This window comes from Pseudoalteromonas sp. NZS127_1, from assembly GCF_015864295.1.
GTDB classification, from domain to species: domain Bacteria; phylum Pseudomonadota; class Gammaproteobacteria; order Enterobacterales; family Alteromonadaceae; genus Pseudoalteromonas; species Pseudoalteromonas arctica.
On the sequence record NZ_JADYXO010000002.1, the window covers coordinates 13,115 to 32,418 of the forward strand.

Consider the following 19,304-nt stretch of genomic DNA (forward strand, 5'->3'; position numbering starts at 1 on the left):
CGGGTGCATAAATTATTACTTGTTTTGCTTGCCACCACTTTGGTTGGTTGCCTTGATAGCAAAGAAGAAATCATAGAAGAAAAAAACCAAGGCTTAGTTTACTGCGCTGAAGCCAACCCTGTGTCGTTTAATCCGCAAGTCACGACCACCGGTTCAACTATTGATATAATTGCTAACCAATTATACGACCGTTTAATTAGTATTGACCCTGTTACGGCAGAGTTTCAAAGTGAGCTGGCGACCGATTGGAAAATTAGTAAAGATGGTAAATCGGTTACCTTTACCTTGCGTAAAGATGTAAAGTTTCATACAACTTCTTATTTTACCCCCTCGCGGGATTTTAACGCCGACGACGTTATATTTACCTTTAGCCGATTATTCGATGTCTATAATCCATATCACTTTGTGGGCGATGCCAATTACCCGTATTTTCAAAGTGTGGGGATTGATCAACTTATTCGTAAAATTGTGCGCGTGTCTGACTATCAAGTGCGTTTTGAATTGTTTAATCCTGAAAGTAGCTTTTTAGCCAATATGGCTACCGACTTTGCCGTGGTGCTTTCAGAAGAATACGCCATGAAACTTAAGAAAAACAATCAAGAAAACTTATTTGATCAGTACCCAATTGGTACCGGTCCGTATATTTATAAAGAATATCGTCGAGATCACCTTGTACGCTTTTATCGTAATCCACTTTATTGGAAGCATGACGTTGCTCTTGAACAATTGGTTTACGACATAACGCCTAATGGCACTGCGCGCATAGCCAAAATGCTGACTAAAGAGTGCGATGTAACGGCTCACCCAAGTAGTGCGCAATTAAGTATTTTAGCGCAACGCGATGATATAAATATCGAAAAAGAAACAAACTTAAACATAGGTTATTGGGCGTTTAATACAGAACGTGCCCCGTTTGACGATTTACGCGTACGCCAAGCACTCGCGCATGCAATAGATGTAGATAAAATAATGCAGGCGGTTTATTACGGTAACGGTACTCGCGCACAATCTATTTTGCCGCCAACCTCTTGGGCGTTTGAGCCACAAGAAGATATTCCTACGTTTGATCCAGAACTTGCTAAAAAGTTACTTATTGAAGCAGGCTTACCTGATGGCTTTGATATGACAATATGGGCTATGCCTGTGAGTCGTATTTATAACCCTAACGCACGTAAAATGGCTGAGCTTATGCAAAGCGATTTGCGCAAAGTAGGCGTTAATGTAAGTATTGTAGAATATGAGTGGAACACGTTTATTCAGCGTATTGGCGAGCACAGGCACGACAGCGTGTTACTTGGTTGGGCGGCAGATACACCCGATCCTGATAACTTTTTTAGCCCACTGCTCAGTTGTACCGCTACTTTTAGTGGCAAAAACCCAGCAAACTGGTGTAATCCCCAATTTGATTTATTGCTTACTCAAGCACTCGACACCACTGATTTAAACAAACGTAAAAAATACTACGACGATGCACAAAGTTTGATTATTAAAGAGCTGCCGTTATTGCCTATTGCTCATGGCCTGCGCTTTCAAGCGAGTAGCGCCGATGTGGAAGGCATAACACTTGGCCCGTTTGGCGCTATTTCACTTGCCAATGCGAGGAAAAAATAATGATCTTAGATTATATTTTACGCCGCCTTGGTTTATTCCTTTTTATGATACTAATGCTTAGTGTATTTACGTTTTCGCTGGCGTATTTATTTCCCGGTGATCCACTCAGTAATTTAAGTGGCATACCGAGCAGTAACTTTGCACAGCATAGTGAGCTTGAAGACAAATATTTATACAACAGCAATTACTTTATGCAATACATTGCCTTTTTAGGGCGAATATTTCAGGGTGATTGGGGGCTTTCGTTTGCCTCAGGTAACAGTGTCTTTAGCCATATTGTTGATTTGCTACCGGCCACTTTAGAGCTAAGCGTATACGCATTAATTGTATCGGTTGTTATTGGTGTACCGACTGGCATTTTAGGCTCTGGCTATCATAAACGTTGGCCCGACAAGCTTATAAACTCGACCACTATGTTGGGTTATTCAATGCCTGTATTTTGGCTCGCATTGTTATTAATAATGGTTTTTTCATTAAAGCTTGGCTGGTTTCCTATGTCGGGGAGAATGGGGCTCCTTTACGAAATACCCGCAAATACTGGGTTTATTTTAATTGATATTGCACTTGCTGGCTTTCCGTATAAAGGCATGGCTTTTGTTGATGCGCTGCGCCATTTAACGCTCCCTACAATTGTACTTGCTATGTATCCTACAACCGTATTAATTCGCTTTACTCGCGAGTCGATGCTTAAGGTAATGGATCAAAACTTTATTAAAACAGCTAGGGCAAAAGGCCTTAACCGCCGTCAACTTATCATGCACCATGCACTGCGTAATGCATTACTGCCGGTAATTAAGCAAATTGGTTTGCAATTTAGTACGCTAATAACGCTTGCGATGATTACCGAAGTTATTTTTTCGTGGCCGGGTATTGGCCGATGGTTAATCGATAGTATTTATCAGCGTGACTTTCCTGCAATTCAAGGCGGATTAATGGCGGTATCTTTATTTGTTATTTTAGCTTCTATTACAGCTGAACTTACTTACACTTTATTCGATCCACTCTCGCGGAATCAGGCTCATGGCAAAGTTTAATTTATTTTCTGAAGAGTCGAATAAATCGCCACTCGCGCGACTTTGGCGAAAATTTAAAAATAACCACCCTGCTTTGGTTGGTTTATGGATATTTATGGCGTTTGCACTATTAGCCGCCACCGCTCCTTTTTTAGCCCCGTATGGTGTAAACCAACAACACAGTGATGCACTGCTTATTCCGCCATCGTGGCGAGAAATGGGCGATGTACGCTTTCTTTTAGGTACCGATGATTTAGGCCGTGATGTACTATCGCGCTTAATGAATGGGGCTACGTATACGTTTGGCCTCTCTGTTGTAGCCGCCCTAATCACGACTATTTTTGGTGTGTTAGTGGGTACTTTTGCAGGGATTAGTAAAGGGCTGCGTTCAAGCTTTTTAAATCACTTGCTTGATATAACGCTTTCTATTCCTTCTTTGTTATTGGCAATAATCATAATCGCCATACTCGGCCCAGGTTTAATGAATACCGTATGGGCGATTATTTTAGCGCTACTGCCGCAGTTTATTCACTCAGTGCGTAACCTAATTGTTGATGAATTAAGTAAAGATTACATTACCGCATTTAAACTCGATGGCGCATCTAATTGGCATATTATATCGCGCGGTATTTTCCCTAATATTTATGAACATATTGTGGTTATATTCACGATGGCGCTTTCTACCGCTATATTAGATATTTCAGCACTGGGATTTTTAAAATTAGGGGCTCAGCCACCAACGACCGAATGGGGCGCAATATTAGCCGAAAACCTAGGCCTTATTTATTTAGCGCCGTGGACTGTAGCGCTACCTGGTGTGCTGTTATTTTTAGCCGTGTTATCTACTAATTTAGTAGGCGATGGCCTGCGACAAGTGCTTAAAGCACGTAAGGCTGATTAAATGCAATTACTCGATGTTCGTAACTTAACAATTGAACTACGTACCTCTGAAACTGTAATTAGAGCCGTAGACAGAGTGAGTTTCAGCTTAAAAGAAGGCGAAGTACATGCGCTTGTAGGCGAGTCTGGCTCTGGTAAAAGCCTAATAGCAAAAGCGATTATTGGTGTATTGAACGAACGCTGGGATATTACTGCCGACCGTATTCATTGGCGCGGCGTAGACTTAATGCGTTTAAGCCCAGAGAAGCGCCGTAAAATAGTAAGCCAAGATATAGCGATGATCTATCAAGATCCAAGCCGCTGCCTTGACCCAACCGCTAAAATATTTGATCAAATTGCCGAAACACTCCCTGAGGTAGCAACTAAAGGTTTCTTTTTAAAACGCAACCGCGAAAGAAAAGACAGAGTAAAAGCACTTATTCATAAAGTGGGCATTAAAAACCACGAAGCGGTACTAAGCAGTTACCCTCATGAGCTCTCAGAAGGCGTATGCCAAAAAGTAATGATTGCAATGGCCATTGCTCGCACACCTAAGTTATTAATAGCTGATGAGCCAACTACAGCGCTTGAAAGCACAACTCGCGCGCAAGTATTTAGGTTATTAAAAAGCTTAAACCAGCTTAAAAACATGTCTATTTTAATGATTTCTCATGAACTTGAAGAGATTGCACATTGGTCGCATGGTATTCATGTTTTATATTGCGGGCAAATGGTTGAAGCAGGCCCAACTCATGAAATATTTAAACAGCCTCGCCATCCATACACGCAAGCATTATTAAAAAGTTTGCCAGACTACGAACAAGGTTTAGCGCATAAAGAACCTTTTTATGCACTTAAAGGAACTATCCCTACTCTACAACATTTACCTATTGGCTGCCGCCTCGGGCCGCGTTGTCCGCAAGCACAAAAAGCCTGCGTGGTAACTCCCACCCTTACTAAGCATCATGGTCATAGTTATGCGTGCCATTTTCCGTTAATTAAGGACATGAAATAATGCAACCGCTACTCAAAGTACAAGCGCTATCAAAAACATTTAATGTGCGAGCTGGGCTTTTTTCACGTAAAAAGTTTGAAGTACTTAAAAATATTTCGTTTTGCGTGGGTAAAGGCGAAAGTATTGCCATAATTGGTGAAACAGGCGCAGGTAAAAGTACGTTAGCAAAACTACTTTCAGGAGCTGATACTGCTGATAGCGGGCAAATTTTGCTCGAGAATAATATTATCGAAGATAATGGCGTACGCGATAATCAATGTCGCCATATTCGTATGATTTTTCAAGATTCAGCTGCATCGCTCAACCCGGGGTTAACTATTGGCGAAATGCTTGATGATTGCCTGCAATATAATACTGAGCTTGATGAAGCCGAACGAACTGAAAAGATTGATGCAACGCTTTCAAAGGTGGGTTTGTTAATCGATCATAAACACTACTACCCGCATATGTTTAGTGTGGGGCAACTACAGCGTGTAGCGTTTTCTCGTGCATTAATCTTAGATCCTAAGGTGATTGTGCTTGATGAAGCCGTTTCGTCTTTAGACCCTTCTATACGCGCGCAAATAGTGAATTTATTACTTAAGCTGCAGCGCGACACAGGCCTTACATATGTGATGATCACCCATCATTTAAGTCTAGTGCGCCACATCAGTGATTATGTGGTTGTACTCGATAAAGGCGAAGTAGTTGAATACGGCCCTACTGAAGATGTTTTTCAAAATCCCCAATCAAAAGTAACGCAGCGATTACTTAGCTGCTAAACGCAGCCTAGCGTGTAATGTAATCTCCTTTATGAAGGTCTTTGTTAAATGCGCAATTTAACAACTAAAACCATAAAGAGGATCTATGCTAAAAAAAACATTACTCACAGGCATTTCATCATTAGCGTTACTACTGCTATCAACAACCTCAATAGCTGACGAAAACTCTACCTCTAAAAGTTGGGTTGGTGGCGTTGATCATTTAGGTTTAACCGTATCAAACTTAAATGCATCCAAAGCATTTTTTACTGATGTACTTGGTTTTAAAACGCTAGGAAGTGATCCAACCTACCCCGCTTATTTTTTATCAAACAATAAAATAACCATTACATTATGGCGCGTAAAAAATGATGAAAAACGTGTGGAGTTTAATCGGGCAGAAAATGTGGGCTTACACCATTTAGCACTCAGTGTAGAAAGTATCAAAAAGTTAAGCGAGCTACATACACACTTAGAAATGCAAAATAATATTACTATAGAGTTTGCACCAGAAAACTTAGGTAAAGGTCCAACCCAACATATGATGATAAGAGAGCCTAGCGGCAATCGGATTGAGTTTATTGCCAGAGGTAATTAATACCAATCCGCAATAATACTTAATTAAGCGAATTGGTAATATACCAACTTTATTTAAGACAATAAAAAAGGCGCTTTAAAAGCGCCTTTCTTTATGAGCTAAAATTAATTATTCAACAGTTTGTGTAGCCGTTGGTAAGTTAAGTTCAGCATTGGCTTTAAGCGCTTCAATAAATACCATGTAGTTTTTATTAGCTTGCGCCATAGTAATGCTTTGTTTTGCTTGAGGGTCAATATTAGCTGCAACTTGTGCATCTGTTACCGACTTAAGCGCAACAATTGCTGCATCACCATTATTTAAATTAACAAGCTCAACTACTGCCGAATCTGCTGGGTGAGCCATCTTAAATGCTTGAGTCACAATAGCAGGTGAAACAGTGTAGCTTTGACGCGTTAACTGCGCTTCTTGGCGAACCGTTAAACTTTGCTCGTTTGCTACATCGTTTAAGCTCTTACCTGCTTGTACTTCCGCAAATAAGCTACGCGCTTTTTCTTTAGCAAGCTCAGATGATTTTTCGTTAACTAAACGCGCTTTAATTTGCTCGCTTACTTCATCCAGTGGTTTAGTCGCAGCAGGTTTATGCTCGTTAATACGAACAATAATTGCGTGCTCTTCACCCAGTTCAATAACTTCAGAGTTTACTTTATCTTCAAGTAAATCAACTGATGTTAGTGCTGTTACAACTGCAGGACTGTTTAACGGCTCTGGTAAAGCATTAAGTGCTAAAAGAGGTGTAGATTTAACTTCTACTTCAGCAACTTCTGCAGCGTCGTCTAAGCGGTCTGAAATTTCAAATGCAAGTGCACCCATCTCAGTTTGCTTTTCGTAAAACGCATCTACTTTTTCAGCTTGTTCTAGTTCAGCACGTAAGTCAGCTTTAACATCATCATAGGCTTTAACTTGTTGTGGTTGAATATCTGTCAGTTTAATTATGTGATAACCAAACTCAGAAGCAACAACTTCAGAAATATCACCTTTGTTTTGAAGTGCGAAAGTCGCGTCTTCAAATGCAGGGTCCATTACGTCACGTTCTATCCATTCAAGATCGCCGCCCATTTCGCCACTAACGATATCGTCAGATGATGATTCTGCTAACTCAGCAAAGTCTGCACCTTGCTCTAGTTGTGCGTGAAGTGCATTAGCTTTTTCTTTTGCTGCGTCATCGTCTTCACTGTTATCAATTAAGATATGTGATACGCGACGCTTTTCTGGCTCAACGTATTGTGCTTTATTTTGCTCGTAATACGCTTTAACGTCATCCTCGGTTACCGATTCAACATTAATATCTGCTGCTTTAAGCTCAATGTAACTTACCGAAATAAGCTCTGGGGACAAAAATTGTGATGCGTTTAGGTCGTAGTAATCAGACACTTCTTGATCTGATACTTCAACGTTCGCGGTAAGCGCTTCTTTGTTTACTACTACATAATCAATACTACGAGTTTGCTGCTGTAGAGCAATTGCGCTTTTAAGCTCGCTCTCTAGTGCAAAGTCTGTACCTGCAACAGCTGATACTACTTGGCTGCGTGTCATATCTTTACGTAAGTATTCACGAAAAGCATCTGGTTGAAAGTTCATTTGACGAATTACTTGTAAGTAACGGTCGTTATTAAATTTTTCACCAATTTGAAAGTACGGTAGTTCTAAAATTGTTTTACGTACACTTTCATCACTTACGCGAAGGCCTAAATCAGCCGCTAGCTGTGATTGCAATTCTTGTTGTACTAAGCGGTCAACTACACCTTGGCGAATTTGCGCCATGTAATTTGGATCAGCAGCAATTTGTGTAAAGTATTCACCAAATTGTTGCTCTAAACGGCTACGTTCATTTTGGTAAGCACGGTTAAAATCGGTTTGACTAATTTTAATTCCATTTACTTCAGCAACGGGTTGTTCTGTGGTTTGACCTAAGTAACTACCAATCCCTGCTAAGGCAAAAGATAAAATCACCGCGCCTAAAATTATTTTGGCTACAGGTCCTTGCGAACCTTCTCTGATTTTCTCAAGCATTTGTTTATCTCTTTTTGATCAAGGTATTTTACCTTGTCACATGTAAAAAAAGCGTATCTTACCAGATACGCTTTTTCACTTGAAGTAACTGGCGGTAAAGTTACTTAATTCATCTGTTGTGGTGAATCAGTAACTTTACACTCGCCATAACTAATGTGTTTAAAACAGTGATTAGTTTACTGCGTCTTTAAGCGCTTTACCGGCTTTAAAAGCAGGAATAGTTGCAGCAGCAATTTGGATTGTTTCACCAGTTTGCGGGTTACGGCCTGAACGTGCAGCACGGTCACGTACTGAGAAAGTACCAAAACCAACAAGTGCAACTGAGTCGCCTTCTTTTAGCGCGCCAGATACAGATTCGATGAATGAATCTAGTGCACGACCTGCAGCCGCTTTAGAAATGTCAGCATCAGCTGCGATTTGATCGATTAATTGAGATTTATTCACAATATCATCCTCTTTCATTGTTATTATCAAGAGCGATGGTTTTTTAAACTAACATCACTGTTTTGAAAATTTTAGAGCAAACTTTTAATGCTCACATGATTATATTTTTCTTAAGCCTACGCCCCATAAGGGCTAGGCTTGAAAACCAGTGCTTAACTTATCATACCGTTTAGATTTGAAAAGCCCTAAAAAGCACTTTTTTTAGCTTTTTTCTTGGTTTTTAGGTGTTTCGACCGAAAAACTCTCAACAGGATGCACTAAAGCAAGCTTTAACACCTCGTCAATCCACGTAACTGGGTGAATATCCAAGCCTGCCAGTACGTTTTCTGGGATCTCTTTTAAGTCACGTTCGTTAATTTTTGGAATGATGACTGTTTTAATTCCACCACGATGCGCTGCCAATAATTTCTCTTTTAAGCCACCAATAGGAAGTACTTCACCACGTAGCGTAATTTCACCGGTCATTGCAACATCTGCGCGTACAGGATTACCTGTTAAACTAGATACAAGACCCGTTACCATTGCTGCGCCCGCACTTGGACCATCTTTTGGTGTAGCGCCCTCAGGTACGTGTACGTGAATGTCACGTTTTTCGTAAAAGTCGCTATTAATACGAAATGTATCTGCACGATTACGTACTACCGTCATTGCCGCTTGAATCGACTCTTGCATTACATCGCCCAGTGAACCGGTATAAGTTAACTTGCCTTTACCTGGTACAGCTGCACATTCGATTGTTAGCAAATCACCGCCAACTTCTGTCCATGCTAAGCCTGTAACTTGACCAATGCGGTCGCCATCTTCAGCTTTACCATAGTCAAAGCGTTGTACACCTAAAAAGTCTTCTAGGTTATCTTGATTGATAGTTACTGTTTTAGTGTCTTTTTCAATTAAGATATTTTTAACTGCTTTACGGCATAATTTTGAAATTTCGCGCTCTAGGTTACGTACACCCGCTTCACGTGTGTAGTAACGGATAATGCCAATAATTGCACTATCATCAATTACAATCTCATGCTCTTTTAAGCCATTGCGCTTAACTTGCTTGGTGATTAAGTGTTCTTTTGCAATGTTTAGCTTTTCATCTTCGGTGTAACCCGATAAGCGAATAACTTCCATACGATCCAATAATGGGCCTGGGATGTTAAAGCTATTTGATGTAGCTACAAACATAACATCAGATAAATCGTAATCTACTTCGAGGTAGTGATCGGCAAAGTGACTGTTTTGCTCAGGATCAAGCACTTCTAATAGTGCTGATGCTGGATCGCCACGCATGTCTGATGACATTTTATCGATTTCATCTAACAAAAATAATGGATTTTTAACGCCCACTTTTGTCATGTTTTGAATTAGCTTACCTGGCATTGAACCAATGTATGTACGACGATGACCACGGATCTCAGCTTCATCACGTACGCCGCCAAGCGCCATACGAACATACTTACGACCAGTTGAACGCGCTATAGATTGCCCAAGTGATGTTTTACCAACACCTGGTGGCCCAACTAAACATAAAATTGGCCCTTTAAGCTTATTAGTACGCTGTTGTACTGCGAGATACTCAATAATGCGTTCTTTTACTTTATCTAAGCCGTGGTGATCGCTATCAAGAATTTTTTGCGCGCCCGCTAAGTCTTTTTTCACTTTAGAGCGTTTTTTCCATGGCACATTAATTAATGTATCAATGTATGAACGCACTACAGTCGCTTCTGCAGACATTGGCGACATCATCTTAAGCTTATTAAGCTCTGTCGTCGCTTTGTCTTGTGCCTCTGCTGGCATACCCGATTCTTCGATGCGTTTTTTAAGTGCTTCAAATTCATCAGGTACATCGTCAAGCTCACCCAGCTCTTTTTGAATGGCTTTCATTTGCTCATTGAGGTAATACTCGCGCTGAGACTTTTCCATCTGCTTTTTAACGCGGGTACGAATTTTCTTCTCAACTTGCAGTAAGTCTATTTCGCCTTCCATTAATGCCATTAAATATTCAAGACGTTCTGTAACGCTTGAAATTTCGAGCACTTTTTGCTTTTCAGGTACTTTAAGCGGCATATGGGCTGCCATTGTATCGGCAAGGCGTGCTGGCTCATCAATACCTGAAACTGAAGTTAGTACTTCAGGTGGAATTTTTTTGTTTAGCTTTACATAGCCTTCAAACTGGCTAATTGCGCTACGAATAAAAATATCTTGTTCTTTCTCATCTACCGAATCAGATTCAATAAATTGAGCATTAGCAACAAAAAAGTCATCGTTATCTACAAATTCTTCAATTTGTGCGCGCTGTGTACCTTCAACTAAAACTTTAACTGTACCGTCTGGTAATTTTAATAACTGAAGTACAGTGGCAATAGTACCGATACGATAAATATCATCTTGCTCTGGTTCATCTACAGTTGCATCTTTTTGTGCAACCAAGAAAATTTGTTTGTCTTTGTCCATTGCCGCTTCTAGGCATTTTATTGATTTTTCACGGCCAACAAAAAGCGGGATCACCATGTGCGGGTATACCACAACATCGCGCAGTGCAAGGACTGGGATTTCGACTCGGTCGGTTCTCTCAAGCGTCATTATAGTTTCTCTTCGCACTTCATTTATTTTAAAGATTACTCAAGTATATGGGGATAACCTAATTAAAGTTCAACAATTTTCCCATACTCGATTAAATTAATTATAAAAAAAGGAGCCTAAGGCTCCTTTTTTCATTCAAATAGCTTAAAAACTATTCTGATGCAGCTTTATCTTGTTTATTATTTTCATAAATCAAGATTGGGTCTGACTCACCTTTAATAACGGTTTCATCAATAACCACTTTGCTTACGTCATCCATTGAAGGAAGTTCGTACATAGTATCAAGTAACACACCTTCAACGATTGAACGAAGACCACGTGCACCTGTTTTACGCTCCATTGCTTTGTGGGCAATCGCAGCTAAGGCATCATCGCGAAACTCAAGTTCAACGTCTTCCATACCAAACAATACTGAGAACTGTTTAGTAATCGCGTTTTTAGGTTCACTCAATATTTGCACAAGAGCAGCTTCGTCAAGTTCTGTTAACGTAGCAACTACTGGCAAACGACCTATAAACTCAGGAATTAAGCCGTATTTAACTAAATCTTCTGGTTCTACGTCTTTAAAAGTTTCACTTAAAGAACGACTCGCCGCAGATTCTTTTACGCTAACGCCAAAACCGATACCGGTATTTTTATGGCTACGTTGCTCAATTACTTTATCTAGGCCTGAAAATGCACCACCACAAATAAACAAGATTTTAGACGTATCTACTTGTAAAAACTCTTGTTGTGGATGTTTACGACCACCTTGCGGTGGAACAGAAGCAACGGTGCCTTCAATCAGTTTAAGTAGCGCCTGTTGAACGCCCTCACCCGATACATCACGTGTAATTGACGGGTTATCTGATTTACGAGAAATTTTGTCAATTTCATCAATGTAAACAATGCCACGTTGCGCTTTTTCAACATCGTAATCGCATTTTTGTAAAAGCTTTTGAATGATGTTTTCAACATCTTCACCTACATAACCTGCTTCGGTTAATGTAGTGGCATCGGCCATAGTAAACGGCACATCAAGTAGACGCGCTAATGTTTCTGCAAGTAATGTTTTACCACTACCTGTTGGGCCGATAAGCAAAATATTACTTTTACTTAATTCAATGTCTTGCTTAGTCGATTGGTTACGTAGGCGTTTATAATGGTTATAAACGGCAACAGACAATACTTTTTTAGCATGATCTTGACCAATAACATAATCATCTAAGTGTTTACGAATTTCTTTTGGTACAGGTAGTTTGTCAGACGTATCATGCTTAGGAGCAATGTCTTTGATCTCTTCCCTGATAATATCGTTACACAACTCTACACATTCATCACAAACGTACACTGAAGGGCCTGCAATTAATTTACGCACTTCATGTTGGCTTTTGCCACAAAAAGAGCAGTATAACAATTTATTACTTTTGTCGCCGTCTGTAGGAGTGTCAGACATTCAGCTACCTCATTTTATTACGTTGGCCACCAAAACTGTTGGCGGCTATTTCAATACGCTTTAACTATACCAAAATTTATTGGTTTTCGCATAGTAACTCAAAGTGGCAAACAGGCAATCCTGTTCGCCAAGCGCTTACTTTTTGTCGCGATTTGTAAACACAGAGTCTACCAAGCCGTAATCTACAGCTTGCGTGGCACTCATAAAGTTATCACGATCTGTGTCTTTAGAGATAATATCTAATGGTTGGCCTGTATGCTCAGCCATTAAGCGGTTAAGCTTATCTTTAATAGACAGAATTTCTTTAGCATGTATTTCAAAGTCAGATGCTTGACCTTGGAAACCACCTAATGGTTGGTGAATCATCACACGTGAGTTTGGTAGGCAAAAACGCTTACCTTTAGCGCCAGCAGTAAGTAAAAAAGCACCCATGCTTGCAGCTTGACCTACACATATTGTACTTACATCTGGTTTGATGAAGTTCATTGTGTCGTAAATAGCCATACCCGCAGTTACTGAACCACCTGGTGAGTTGATGTATAAAAAGATATCTTTATCAGGATTTTCTGATTCTAAAAATAGCATTTGCGCTAAAATCAGATTTGCCATGTTGTCTTCAACTTGACCTGTTAAAAAGATAATACGCTCTTTTAATAATCTCGAATAAATATCATACGAGCGCTCGCCTTTCGGTGTTTGTTCAACAACCATTGGGACCAATGCATTTAGGGGATCTGTAATACCAGTATTCATACTTATTTAATTCCTTATGCGCTTATACTTATCCTTATTATAAGGAAGCATAGTTATCGTTTTTCGCAAATTTAGAGCCAAAAACTAAAATGGCCCGGGCACGCTGTATAAACAGAGTAGCACGAGCCATTTAATCGTTAGCGAGAGCTTAAGTCAATGACTTATTAAGCACCTTGCTGTGGATTCATGATGTCATCAAATGCTTTTTCAACATCAGTAACAACTGCTTTAGCTAAAATAGCTTCAACAGCTTGCTCTTCCATTGCTACATTACGCATTTGCTGCATAAGTTGATCATTACCTTTGTAGTATTCTACTACTTCAGTTGGATCTTCGTATGCAGAAGCTACCGTTGCGATTAATGCTTCAACTTTAGCGTCATCAACTTTAATCTCGTTAGCTTTAATCACTTCACCTAATAAAAGGCCAGTTTTAACACGTGTTACAGCTTGCTCGTGGAACAATTCAGCTGGAAGCTCTGGCATGTTTTGAGCGTCGCCGCCAAAACGTTGAGCTGCTTGCTGACGTAGAGCATCAACTTCTTGATCAACAAGTGCTTTAGGCACTTCGATTTCGTTGTTAGCTAAAAGACCTTTGATTGCTTGGTCTTTAACGCTTGCTTTAACCGCTTGGTCTAGCTCACGTGTCATGTTCTTTTTAACTTCTTCTTTAAGCGCGTCTACGCCGCCTTCGGTAACACCGAATTTAGTTGCAAACTCTTCGCTTAATTCTGGTAATTCTTGCGCTTCAACTTTTTTCACTGTGATAGTGAATTGAGCCGCTTTACCTTTTAAGTTTTCAGCGTGGTAATCATCAGGGAAAGTTACATCAGCAACTACTTCTTCGCCTGCTTTTTTACCTACGATGTTATCTTCAAAACCTGGGATCATACGACCTTGGCCAAGTTCTAATGGGAAGTCTTCAGCTTTGCCGCCTTCAAATACTTCACCGTCGATAGTACCTACGAAATCAACTGTTACACGGTCGTTTTCGCCAGCAGCTGCATCAACATCAGCCCACGCTGCGTGTTGCTTACGAAGTGTTTCTAGCATGTTAGCTAAATCTTCGTCAGTCACTGTTACCGCTGGTTTCTCAACAGTAATTTTATCTAAACCTTGAACTTCAACTTCAGGGTAAACTTCAAACGTTGCTGAGAATTCTAAATCTTTACCTGCTTCAAGTGATTTAGGTGCGAATGTAGGCGCGCCAGCTGGATTGATTTTTTCAGAAACGATTGCTTCAATGTAATTACGTTGCATTACTTCGCCAGCAACTTCTTGACGAACTGCAGGGCCAAAACGCTTGTTAATTACAGATACTGGAACTTTACCAGCACGGAAACCATCTATACGCTGTGTTTTTGACAGTTGTTGTAGGCGTTTTTTTACTTCGGTCTCAACGTTCTCTGAAGGAACGGTGATAGTTATACGGCGCTCAAGGCCTTGGGTCGTCTCAACAGAAACTTGCATGATTTACCTCAATATTCAATTTTGGCGACTGTTCGCCTTCCTTTACAAACAAAGTGATCTGCATGAGTCTTGATAAAGTTTAAGCGGTTTTTCACACTTAAAAGCATCCGTCGCTACCATGAGATACCATTGCTGCTTTGCCCTTCGGGCACTATGTTAAACAATAGACGCGGCATTATAACCTAATATTTATGATAGTCGAGTATAGGGGGCAATTATTTGGACTAGATAAGGGACTATAGAGACTAACTGAATAAAAAACAGGCTAACTAGGCATTGAATGGATTAAAGTAGAAATTATTTAATAGAATTATAGGCTAACAGATTTAGATTTATAACTTAGAGGAATTTACTTATTATTCTTATTAGATAAGAAAATGGTCGGCGATGCAGGATTTGAACCTGCGACCCCTTGGACCCAAACCAAGTGCGCTACCAAACTGCGCTAATCGCCGACATTGAAGAGTTAACTTCTTTTTTCATACTGAACACTTAAACTGAGAGTTTAAGACCATTTTAAGAAAATGGTCGGCGATGCAGGATTTGAACCTGCGACCCCTTGGACCCAAACCAAGTGCGCTACCAAACTGCGCTAATCGCCGAAACTTATTATTGTTAGCGAGTGACCTCGTTGACAACGGGGTGCATAATAGTGATTTGACGGGGTTAGGTCAAACGTTTTTTTAATAAAACCAATCAAGTGCTCATTTTTAGTGCACAATGGTTAAATATTACAATAGTAGGCTGAAATTTAAACTATTTAATAACTCAAATGTTATATACATTAAAAGCAACTTGGCGCTGCTATGCTTTTCTGCGAAAATGGTAGGCACATTATAAAACGAGTTAAATAAAGAGTATGTTTTCTTTATTAGCATTTTTACCCCTATTTTATTATGCATTCGTTTTTAGAGTATCGGTATCTAGTTAATTAACCCCAATTAAAGGTCACCCATGACGGCAAACATCATTGATGGTAAGGCAATCGCAAAACAAGTACGTAGCGCTGTAGCAGAACGCGTAAGTGAACGTGTAGCAAATGGTTTACGTGCACCAGGACTTGCAGTAGTACTTGTAGGACTTGATCCAGCAAGCCAAGTTTATGTTGGTTCAAAACGTAAAGCCTGTGAAGAAGTAGGTTTTATCTCCAAATCATTTGATTTACCAGCAGACACGCAAGAGCAAACTCTTTTAGATTTAATTGACGAGCTAAATAATGATGCCGAAGTTGATGGAATTTTAGTGCAGTTACCACTGCCAAAAGGTCTTGATGCTGAAAAGATTTTAGAACGCATTACCCCACATAAAGATGTTGATGGATTTCATCCATATAACATTGGTCGATTAGCACAGCGTATGCCTGCCCTTCGCCCATGTACCCCTAAAGGTATTATTACATTACTTGATTCAACGGGTGTACGTTATAAAGGGATGCATGCAGTTGTCGTTGGCGCATCAAACATTGTTGGTCGTCCTATGTCGCTAGAGCTTTTATTAGCCGGTTGTACTACCACAGTGTGCCATAAGTTTACTCAAGACTTAGAAACTCATGTTCGCCGCGCTGACTTATTAGTTGTGGCTGTAGGTAAACCTGAATTTATACCTGGAGATTGGATAAAAGAAGGCGCTATCGTTATCGATGTGGGTATTAACCGTTTAGATACGGGTAAATTAGTTGGTGATGTTCAATACAGTGTGGCTGAACAAAAAGCGCATTTTATTACACCTGTACCAGGTGGCGTTGGCCCGATGACGGTCGCTAGCTTAATTGAAAACACACTTGAAGCGTGTGAGAAATATCACAGCTAAGCTGTTAAAAAATTAAAAAGGGTTGCCATTTGGCAACCCTTTTTTAGTTTAACGTGTATTATTTTAAACGCTTATGCTTTACGCCACGTTGTTTTACCGGCTGAATCTTCAAGTATTACACCTAACGCATTAAGCGCATCACGTGCTTCATCAGCAGCAGCCCAGTTTTTACTCGCACGTGCTTCATTACGTTTTACAATTAATGCTTCAATTGTCGCAACTTCGTCGTCATCTTGTCCGCCTTGTAAAAAAGCCTCCGGTGCTTGTTGAGCAACCCCTAGCACTTCACCAAGGCTGCGCAGTATAAACGCTAATTTGCCAGCTTGACCTGCATCAGTGTCTTTCACGCGGTTTAACTCTTTAGCAAGTTCGAACAACACAGGTAGTGCTTCTGGTGTATTAAAGTCGTCATTCATTGCTTTTCTAAATTTAGCAACAAACTCATTGCCTTCTAAATCACACTCTACAGGTTCTACATCACGAAGCGCTGTATAAATACGTTCAAGTGATGAACGCGCTTGGTCTAAATTTTCTTGCGAGTAATTTAGTTGGCTGCGGTAATGGCCTGAAATTAAAAAGTAACGAACAGATTCAGGATCGTATGCTTTTAAAACTTCACGTACAGTAAAAAAGTTATCTAACGATTTAGACATTTTTTCTTTGTTTACTTGCACCATGCCAGTATGAATCCATGTATTCACATACTTGCCGTTATTGGCACAGCACGATTGCGCAATTTCATTTTCATGATGTGGAAACTGTAAGTCAGAACCCCCACCGTGAATATCAAAATGTTCACCTAGATGCTTTGAGCTCATTGCCGAACATTCGATATGCCAACCCGGTCGCCCTTCACCCCACGGTGATGACCATGATGGCTCACCTGCTTTTGCTTTTTTCCATAAAACAAAATCAAGTGGATCGTCTTTGTCTTGCGCTACTTCAACGCGAGAACCTGATTGCAGCATCGTTAAATCTTGCTGAGAAAGCGCACCGTATTGCTCAAACGTTGATACATCAAACAATACATCGCCGTCGGCAGCAACATAAGCATGACCCTTTTCAATCAAACGTTTAACCATAACGATAATTTCGTCCATATGGCTTGTAACTGTTGGCTCTACGTCAGGGCGCAGCATGTTTAAGCTATCAAAATCTTCATGCATTGCTTTAGTCATGCGCACAGTTAAGTCGTTTATTGACTCGCCATTTTCGTTCGCACGTTTAATTATTTTATCGTCGATATCTGTAATGTTACGCACATATTTTAAATCGTAACCAATATGACGTAAGTAGCGCACAATAACGTCAAAACCAACAAAAGTACGTGCGTGTCCAATATGACAGTAATCATAAATGGTGATACCACACACATACATGTCGATTTTTCCTTCGACCATAGGTTTAAATTGCTCTTTTTGTCGCGTGAGTGTGTTGTATATATTTACCATTTACTTTGAGTCCTTGACTATTTACTTGAACAGTTATGTTACCACTTGAAAAGCCCCTGCTCTAGCGCTTTATAACAAACCAAACATCTACTTTGTTAATCTTAGCCAACTACGATAAAATAGCGCCAATATTTAAACCGGATATAGGAAAACACATGGTTGTTCTACACACTAATTTTGGTGACATCACCATTAAAATGTTTGAGAAAGAAGCTCCAAACACAGTTAAAAACTTTTTAGAGTATGCAAATGCTGATTTTTTCAACGGCACTATATTTCATCGTGTAATCGATGGTTTTATGGTTCAAGGCGGTGGTTTTGTTCCAGGTATGGAACAAAAAGACGTAAACGACCCAATTCAGAATGAAGCTAATAACGGCCTGTCTAATAAAGTAGGTACTTTAGCTATGGCACGTACACCTGATCCTCATTCAGCTACAGCACAGTTTTTCATTAACGTGAACAACAACGACTTTTTAAACCACAGCAGCGAAACATCGCAAGGTTGGGGTTATTGTGTTTTTGCTGAAGTAGTAGAAGGCATGGACGTAGTAAATAAGATTAAAGCAGTTGCAACAGGTAGTACTGGTTTTCACCAAGACGTACCTCTTGAAGATGTGATCATCGAAAGCGTTACTGTTAACTAGTAACGTTTACTCATATTATGTGAGTATATAAGCGGGTGTGTACTATTAGTATATGCCCGTTTTTTTAAAACTAGAATAGACTGACCTATGACTCGCCAAACTTACTTTATTGCAGATTTACACCTAAGCGAAAACCGCCCCGACATTAGCGCTGCATTTTTTGACTTTTTAAATACACATATATTAAATAAAGATGTAGATGCACTTTATATTTTGGGTGATTTTTTTGAAGTATGGGTTGGAGATGACTACATTACAGCACTGAGTGCCGATGTAGCAAAACATTTAAGCGCCGTTAATGATGGTGGCACACCTGTTTATTTTATACATGGCAATCGTGATTTCATTATGCGCAAGCAATATGCCGACATGGCCGCAATGACATTACTCGATGAACAAACAGTCATTGATTTATATGGCACGCCTACCGTTATTTTACATGGCGACGAAATGTGCACTCAAGACACTGAATATCAAAACTTTCGTAAAAAGAGCCGTGGTTGGTGGTGGCCAAAATTGATGCTTGCAATGCCGCTTTGGTATCGTAAAAAAATAGCGCGTAATGCCCGCGAAAAAAGTAAGTTAAGCCAAGCTGATAAACCTATCGAAATTTTAGACGTTGTCGATGAGGCTGTACTTGCCACCTTTGCCAAACATAACGTTACGAATATGATTCATGGTCATACTCACCGCCCTAATGTTCATACGTATAAAGTTAATGAACAAACACTTACTCGCACAGTGCTAGGTGACTGGTATACCCAAGGCTCTTATTTAGTCGTTACCCCTCAATCACAAGAATTAATTAGCACGCCTTTCGCATAATTTAAAATTCTGACTATTATTTATCTATATATAT

General features: G+C 40.0%; 16 protein-coding genes and 2 tRNA genes. 9 read left to right on the forward strand and 9 right to left on the reverse strand.

Annotation, left to right across the window (positions count from 1 at the left end; genetic code table 11):
* Positions 1–3: 3 nt before the first annotated feature.
* The 6 genes from I6F50_RS03130 (at position 4) to I6F50_RS03155 (ending at position 5,856) form a co-directional block, all read left to right on the forward strand.
* A complete protein-coding gene (locus I6F50_RS03130) occupies positions 4–1,611 on the forward strand; it encodes an ABC transporter substrate-binding protein (protein ID WP_165740564.1) in 1,608 nt (535 codons plus the stop codon).
* Positions 1,611–2,645, forward strand: a complete 1,035-nt coding sequence (locus tag I6F50_RS03135; protein ID WP_165740563.1) for an ABC transporter permease subunit — start codon at positions 1,611–1,613, stop codon at positions 2,643–2,645. The genes I6F50_RS03130 and I6F50_RS03135 overlap by 1 nt, the downstream gene beginning before the upstream one ends.
* Positions 2,632–3,525, forward strand: a complete 894-nt coding sequence (locus tag I6F50_RS03140) for an ABC transporter permease subunit (protein WP_197119479.1) — start codon at positions 2,632–2,634, stop codon at positions 3,523–3,525. Before I6F50_RS03135 ends, I6F50_RS03140 begins: the two co-directional genes overlap by 14 nt.
* Entirely contained in the window at positions 3,526–4,518 is a 993-nt protein-coding gene (locus I6F50_RS03145) for an oligopeptide/dipeptide ABC transporter ATP-binding protein (RefSeq protein WP_166421609.1), read from the forward strand. It abuts the gene before it with no gap.
* Positions 4,518–5,279, forward strand: a complete 762-nt coding sequence (locus I6F50_RS03150; protein ID WP_197119478.1) for an ATP-binding cassette domain-containing protein — start codon at positions 4,518–4,520, stop codon at positions 5,277–5,279. Before I6F50_RS03145 ends, I6F50_RS03150 begins: the two co-directional genes overlap by 1 nt.
* An 85-nt stretch (positions 5,280–5,364) precedes the next feature.
* Positions 5,365–5,856 (forward strand): VOC family protein, encoded by a 492-nt coding sequence (locus I6F50_RS03155; protein WP_007580948.1) that lies wholly within the window; start codon positions 5,365–5,367, stop codon positions 5,854–5,856.
* A gap of 108 nt (positions 5,857–5,964) precedes the next feature.
* Here I6F50_RS03155 and I6F50_RS03160 read toward each other — a convergent pair whose 3' ends face one another.
* From I6F50_RS03160 to I6F50_RS03195, 8 genes are all read right to left on the reverse strand, one after another.
* Positions 5,965–7,866: a SurA N-terminal domain-containing protein gene (locus I6F50_RS03160; protein WP_197175305.1), complete on the reverse strand. Its 1,902-nt coding sequence runs from the start codon at positions 7,864–7,866 to the stop codon at positions 5,965–5,967.
* Between the two features lie 171 nt (positions 7,867–8,037).
* On the reverse strand, positions 8,038–8,328 hold the full coding sequence (locus I6F50_RS03165; protein WP_157823336.1) for an HU family DNA-binding protein: 291 nt from the start codon (positions 8,326–8,328) through the stop codon (positions 8,038–8,040).
* A 183-nt stretch (positions 8,329–8,511) separates the two neighbouring features.
* Positions 8,512–10,881: an endopeptidase La gene (gene lon, locus I6F50_RS03170; RefSeq protein WP_165741432.1), complete on the reverse strand. Its 2,370-nt coding sequence runs from the start codon at positions 10,879–10,881 to the stop codon at positions 8,512–8,514.
* Positions 10,882–11,032: 151 nt separating this feature from the next.
* A complete protein-coding gene (clpX, locus tag I6F50_RS03175; protein WP_002958344.1) occupies positions 11,033–12,316 on the reverse strand; it encodes an ATP-dependent protease ATP-binding subunit ClpX in 1,284 nt (427 codons plus the stop codon).
* Between the two features lie 135 nt (positions 12,317–12,451).
* Complete coding sequence (gene clpP, locus I6F50_RS03180) at positions 12,452–13,069, reverse strand: ATP-dependent Clp endopeptidase proteolytic subunit ClpP (protein WP_007580937.1); 618 nt, start codon at positions 13,067–13,069, stop codon at positions 12,452–12,454.
* Between the two features lie 164 nt (positions 13,070–13,233).
* The gene (tig, locus tag I6F50_RS03185) at positions 13,234–14,538 is read right to left on the reverse strand and encodes a trigger factor (protein WP_007580935.1); all 1,305 of its coding nucleotides are present in this window, start codon (positions 14,536–14,538) and stop codon (positions 13,234–13,236) included.
* 378 nt (positions 14,539–14,916) lie between these two features.
* Positions 14,917–14,993 (reverse strand) — tRNA-Pro (locus I6F50_RS03190).
* A gap of 70 nt (positions 14,994–15,063) precedes the next feature.
* Positions 15,064–15,140, reverse strand: a tRNA-Pro gene (locus I6F50_RS03195).
* A 352-nt stretch (positions 15,141–15,492) separates the two neighbouring features.
* Here I6F50_RS03195 and folD point away from each other — a divergent pair.
* The gene (folD, locus tag I6F50_RS03200; protein WP_002958348.1) at positions 15,493–16,347 is read left to right on the forward strand and encodes a bifunctional methylenetetrahydrofolate dehydrogenase/methenyltetrahydrofolate cyclohydrolase FolD; all 855 of its coding nucleotides are present in this window, start codon (positions 15,493–15,495) and stop codon (positions 16,345–16,347) included.
* A 71-nt stretch (positions 16,348–16,418) separates the two neighbouring features.
* On the opposite strand, the gene cysS is transcribed toward folD, so the two are convergent.
* The gene (gene cysS, locus I6F50_RS03205; protein WP_197118723.1) at positions 16,419–17,798 is read right to left on the reverse strand and encodes a cysteine--tRNA ligase; all 1,380 of its coding nucleotides are present in this window, start codon (positions 17,796–17,798) and stop codon (positions 16,419–16,421) included.
* A gap of 155 nt (positions 17,799–17,953) precedes the next feature.
* Between cysS and I6F50_RS03210 the strand changes: the two genes are divergently transcribed.
* The gene (locus I6F50_RS03210; protein WP_197118722.1) at positions 17,954–18,445 is read left to right on the forward strand and encodes a peptidylprolyl isomerase; all 492 of its coding nucleotides are present in this window, start codon (positions 17,954–17,956) and stop codon (positions 18,443–18,445) included.
* Between the two features lie 87 nt (positions 18,446–18,532).
* Positions 18,533–19,270, forward strand: a complete 738-nt coding sequence (locus I6F50_RS03215) for a UDP-2,3-diacylglucosamine diphosphatase (protein ID WP_007580929.1) — start codon at positions 18,533–18,535, stop codon at positions 19,268–19,270.
* The last annotated feature ends 34 nt before the right edge of the window (positions 19,271–19,304 follow it).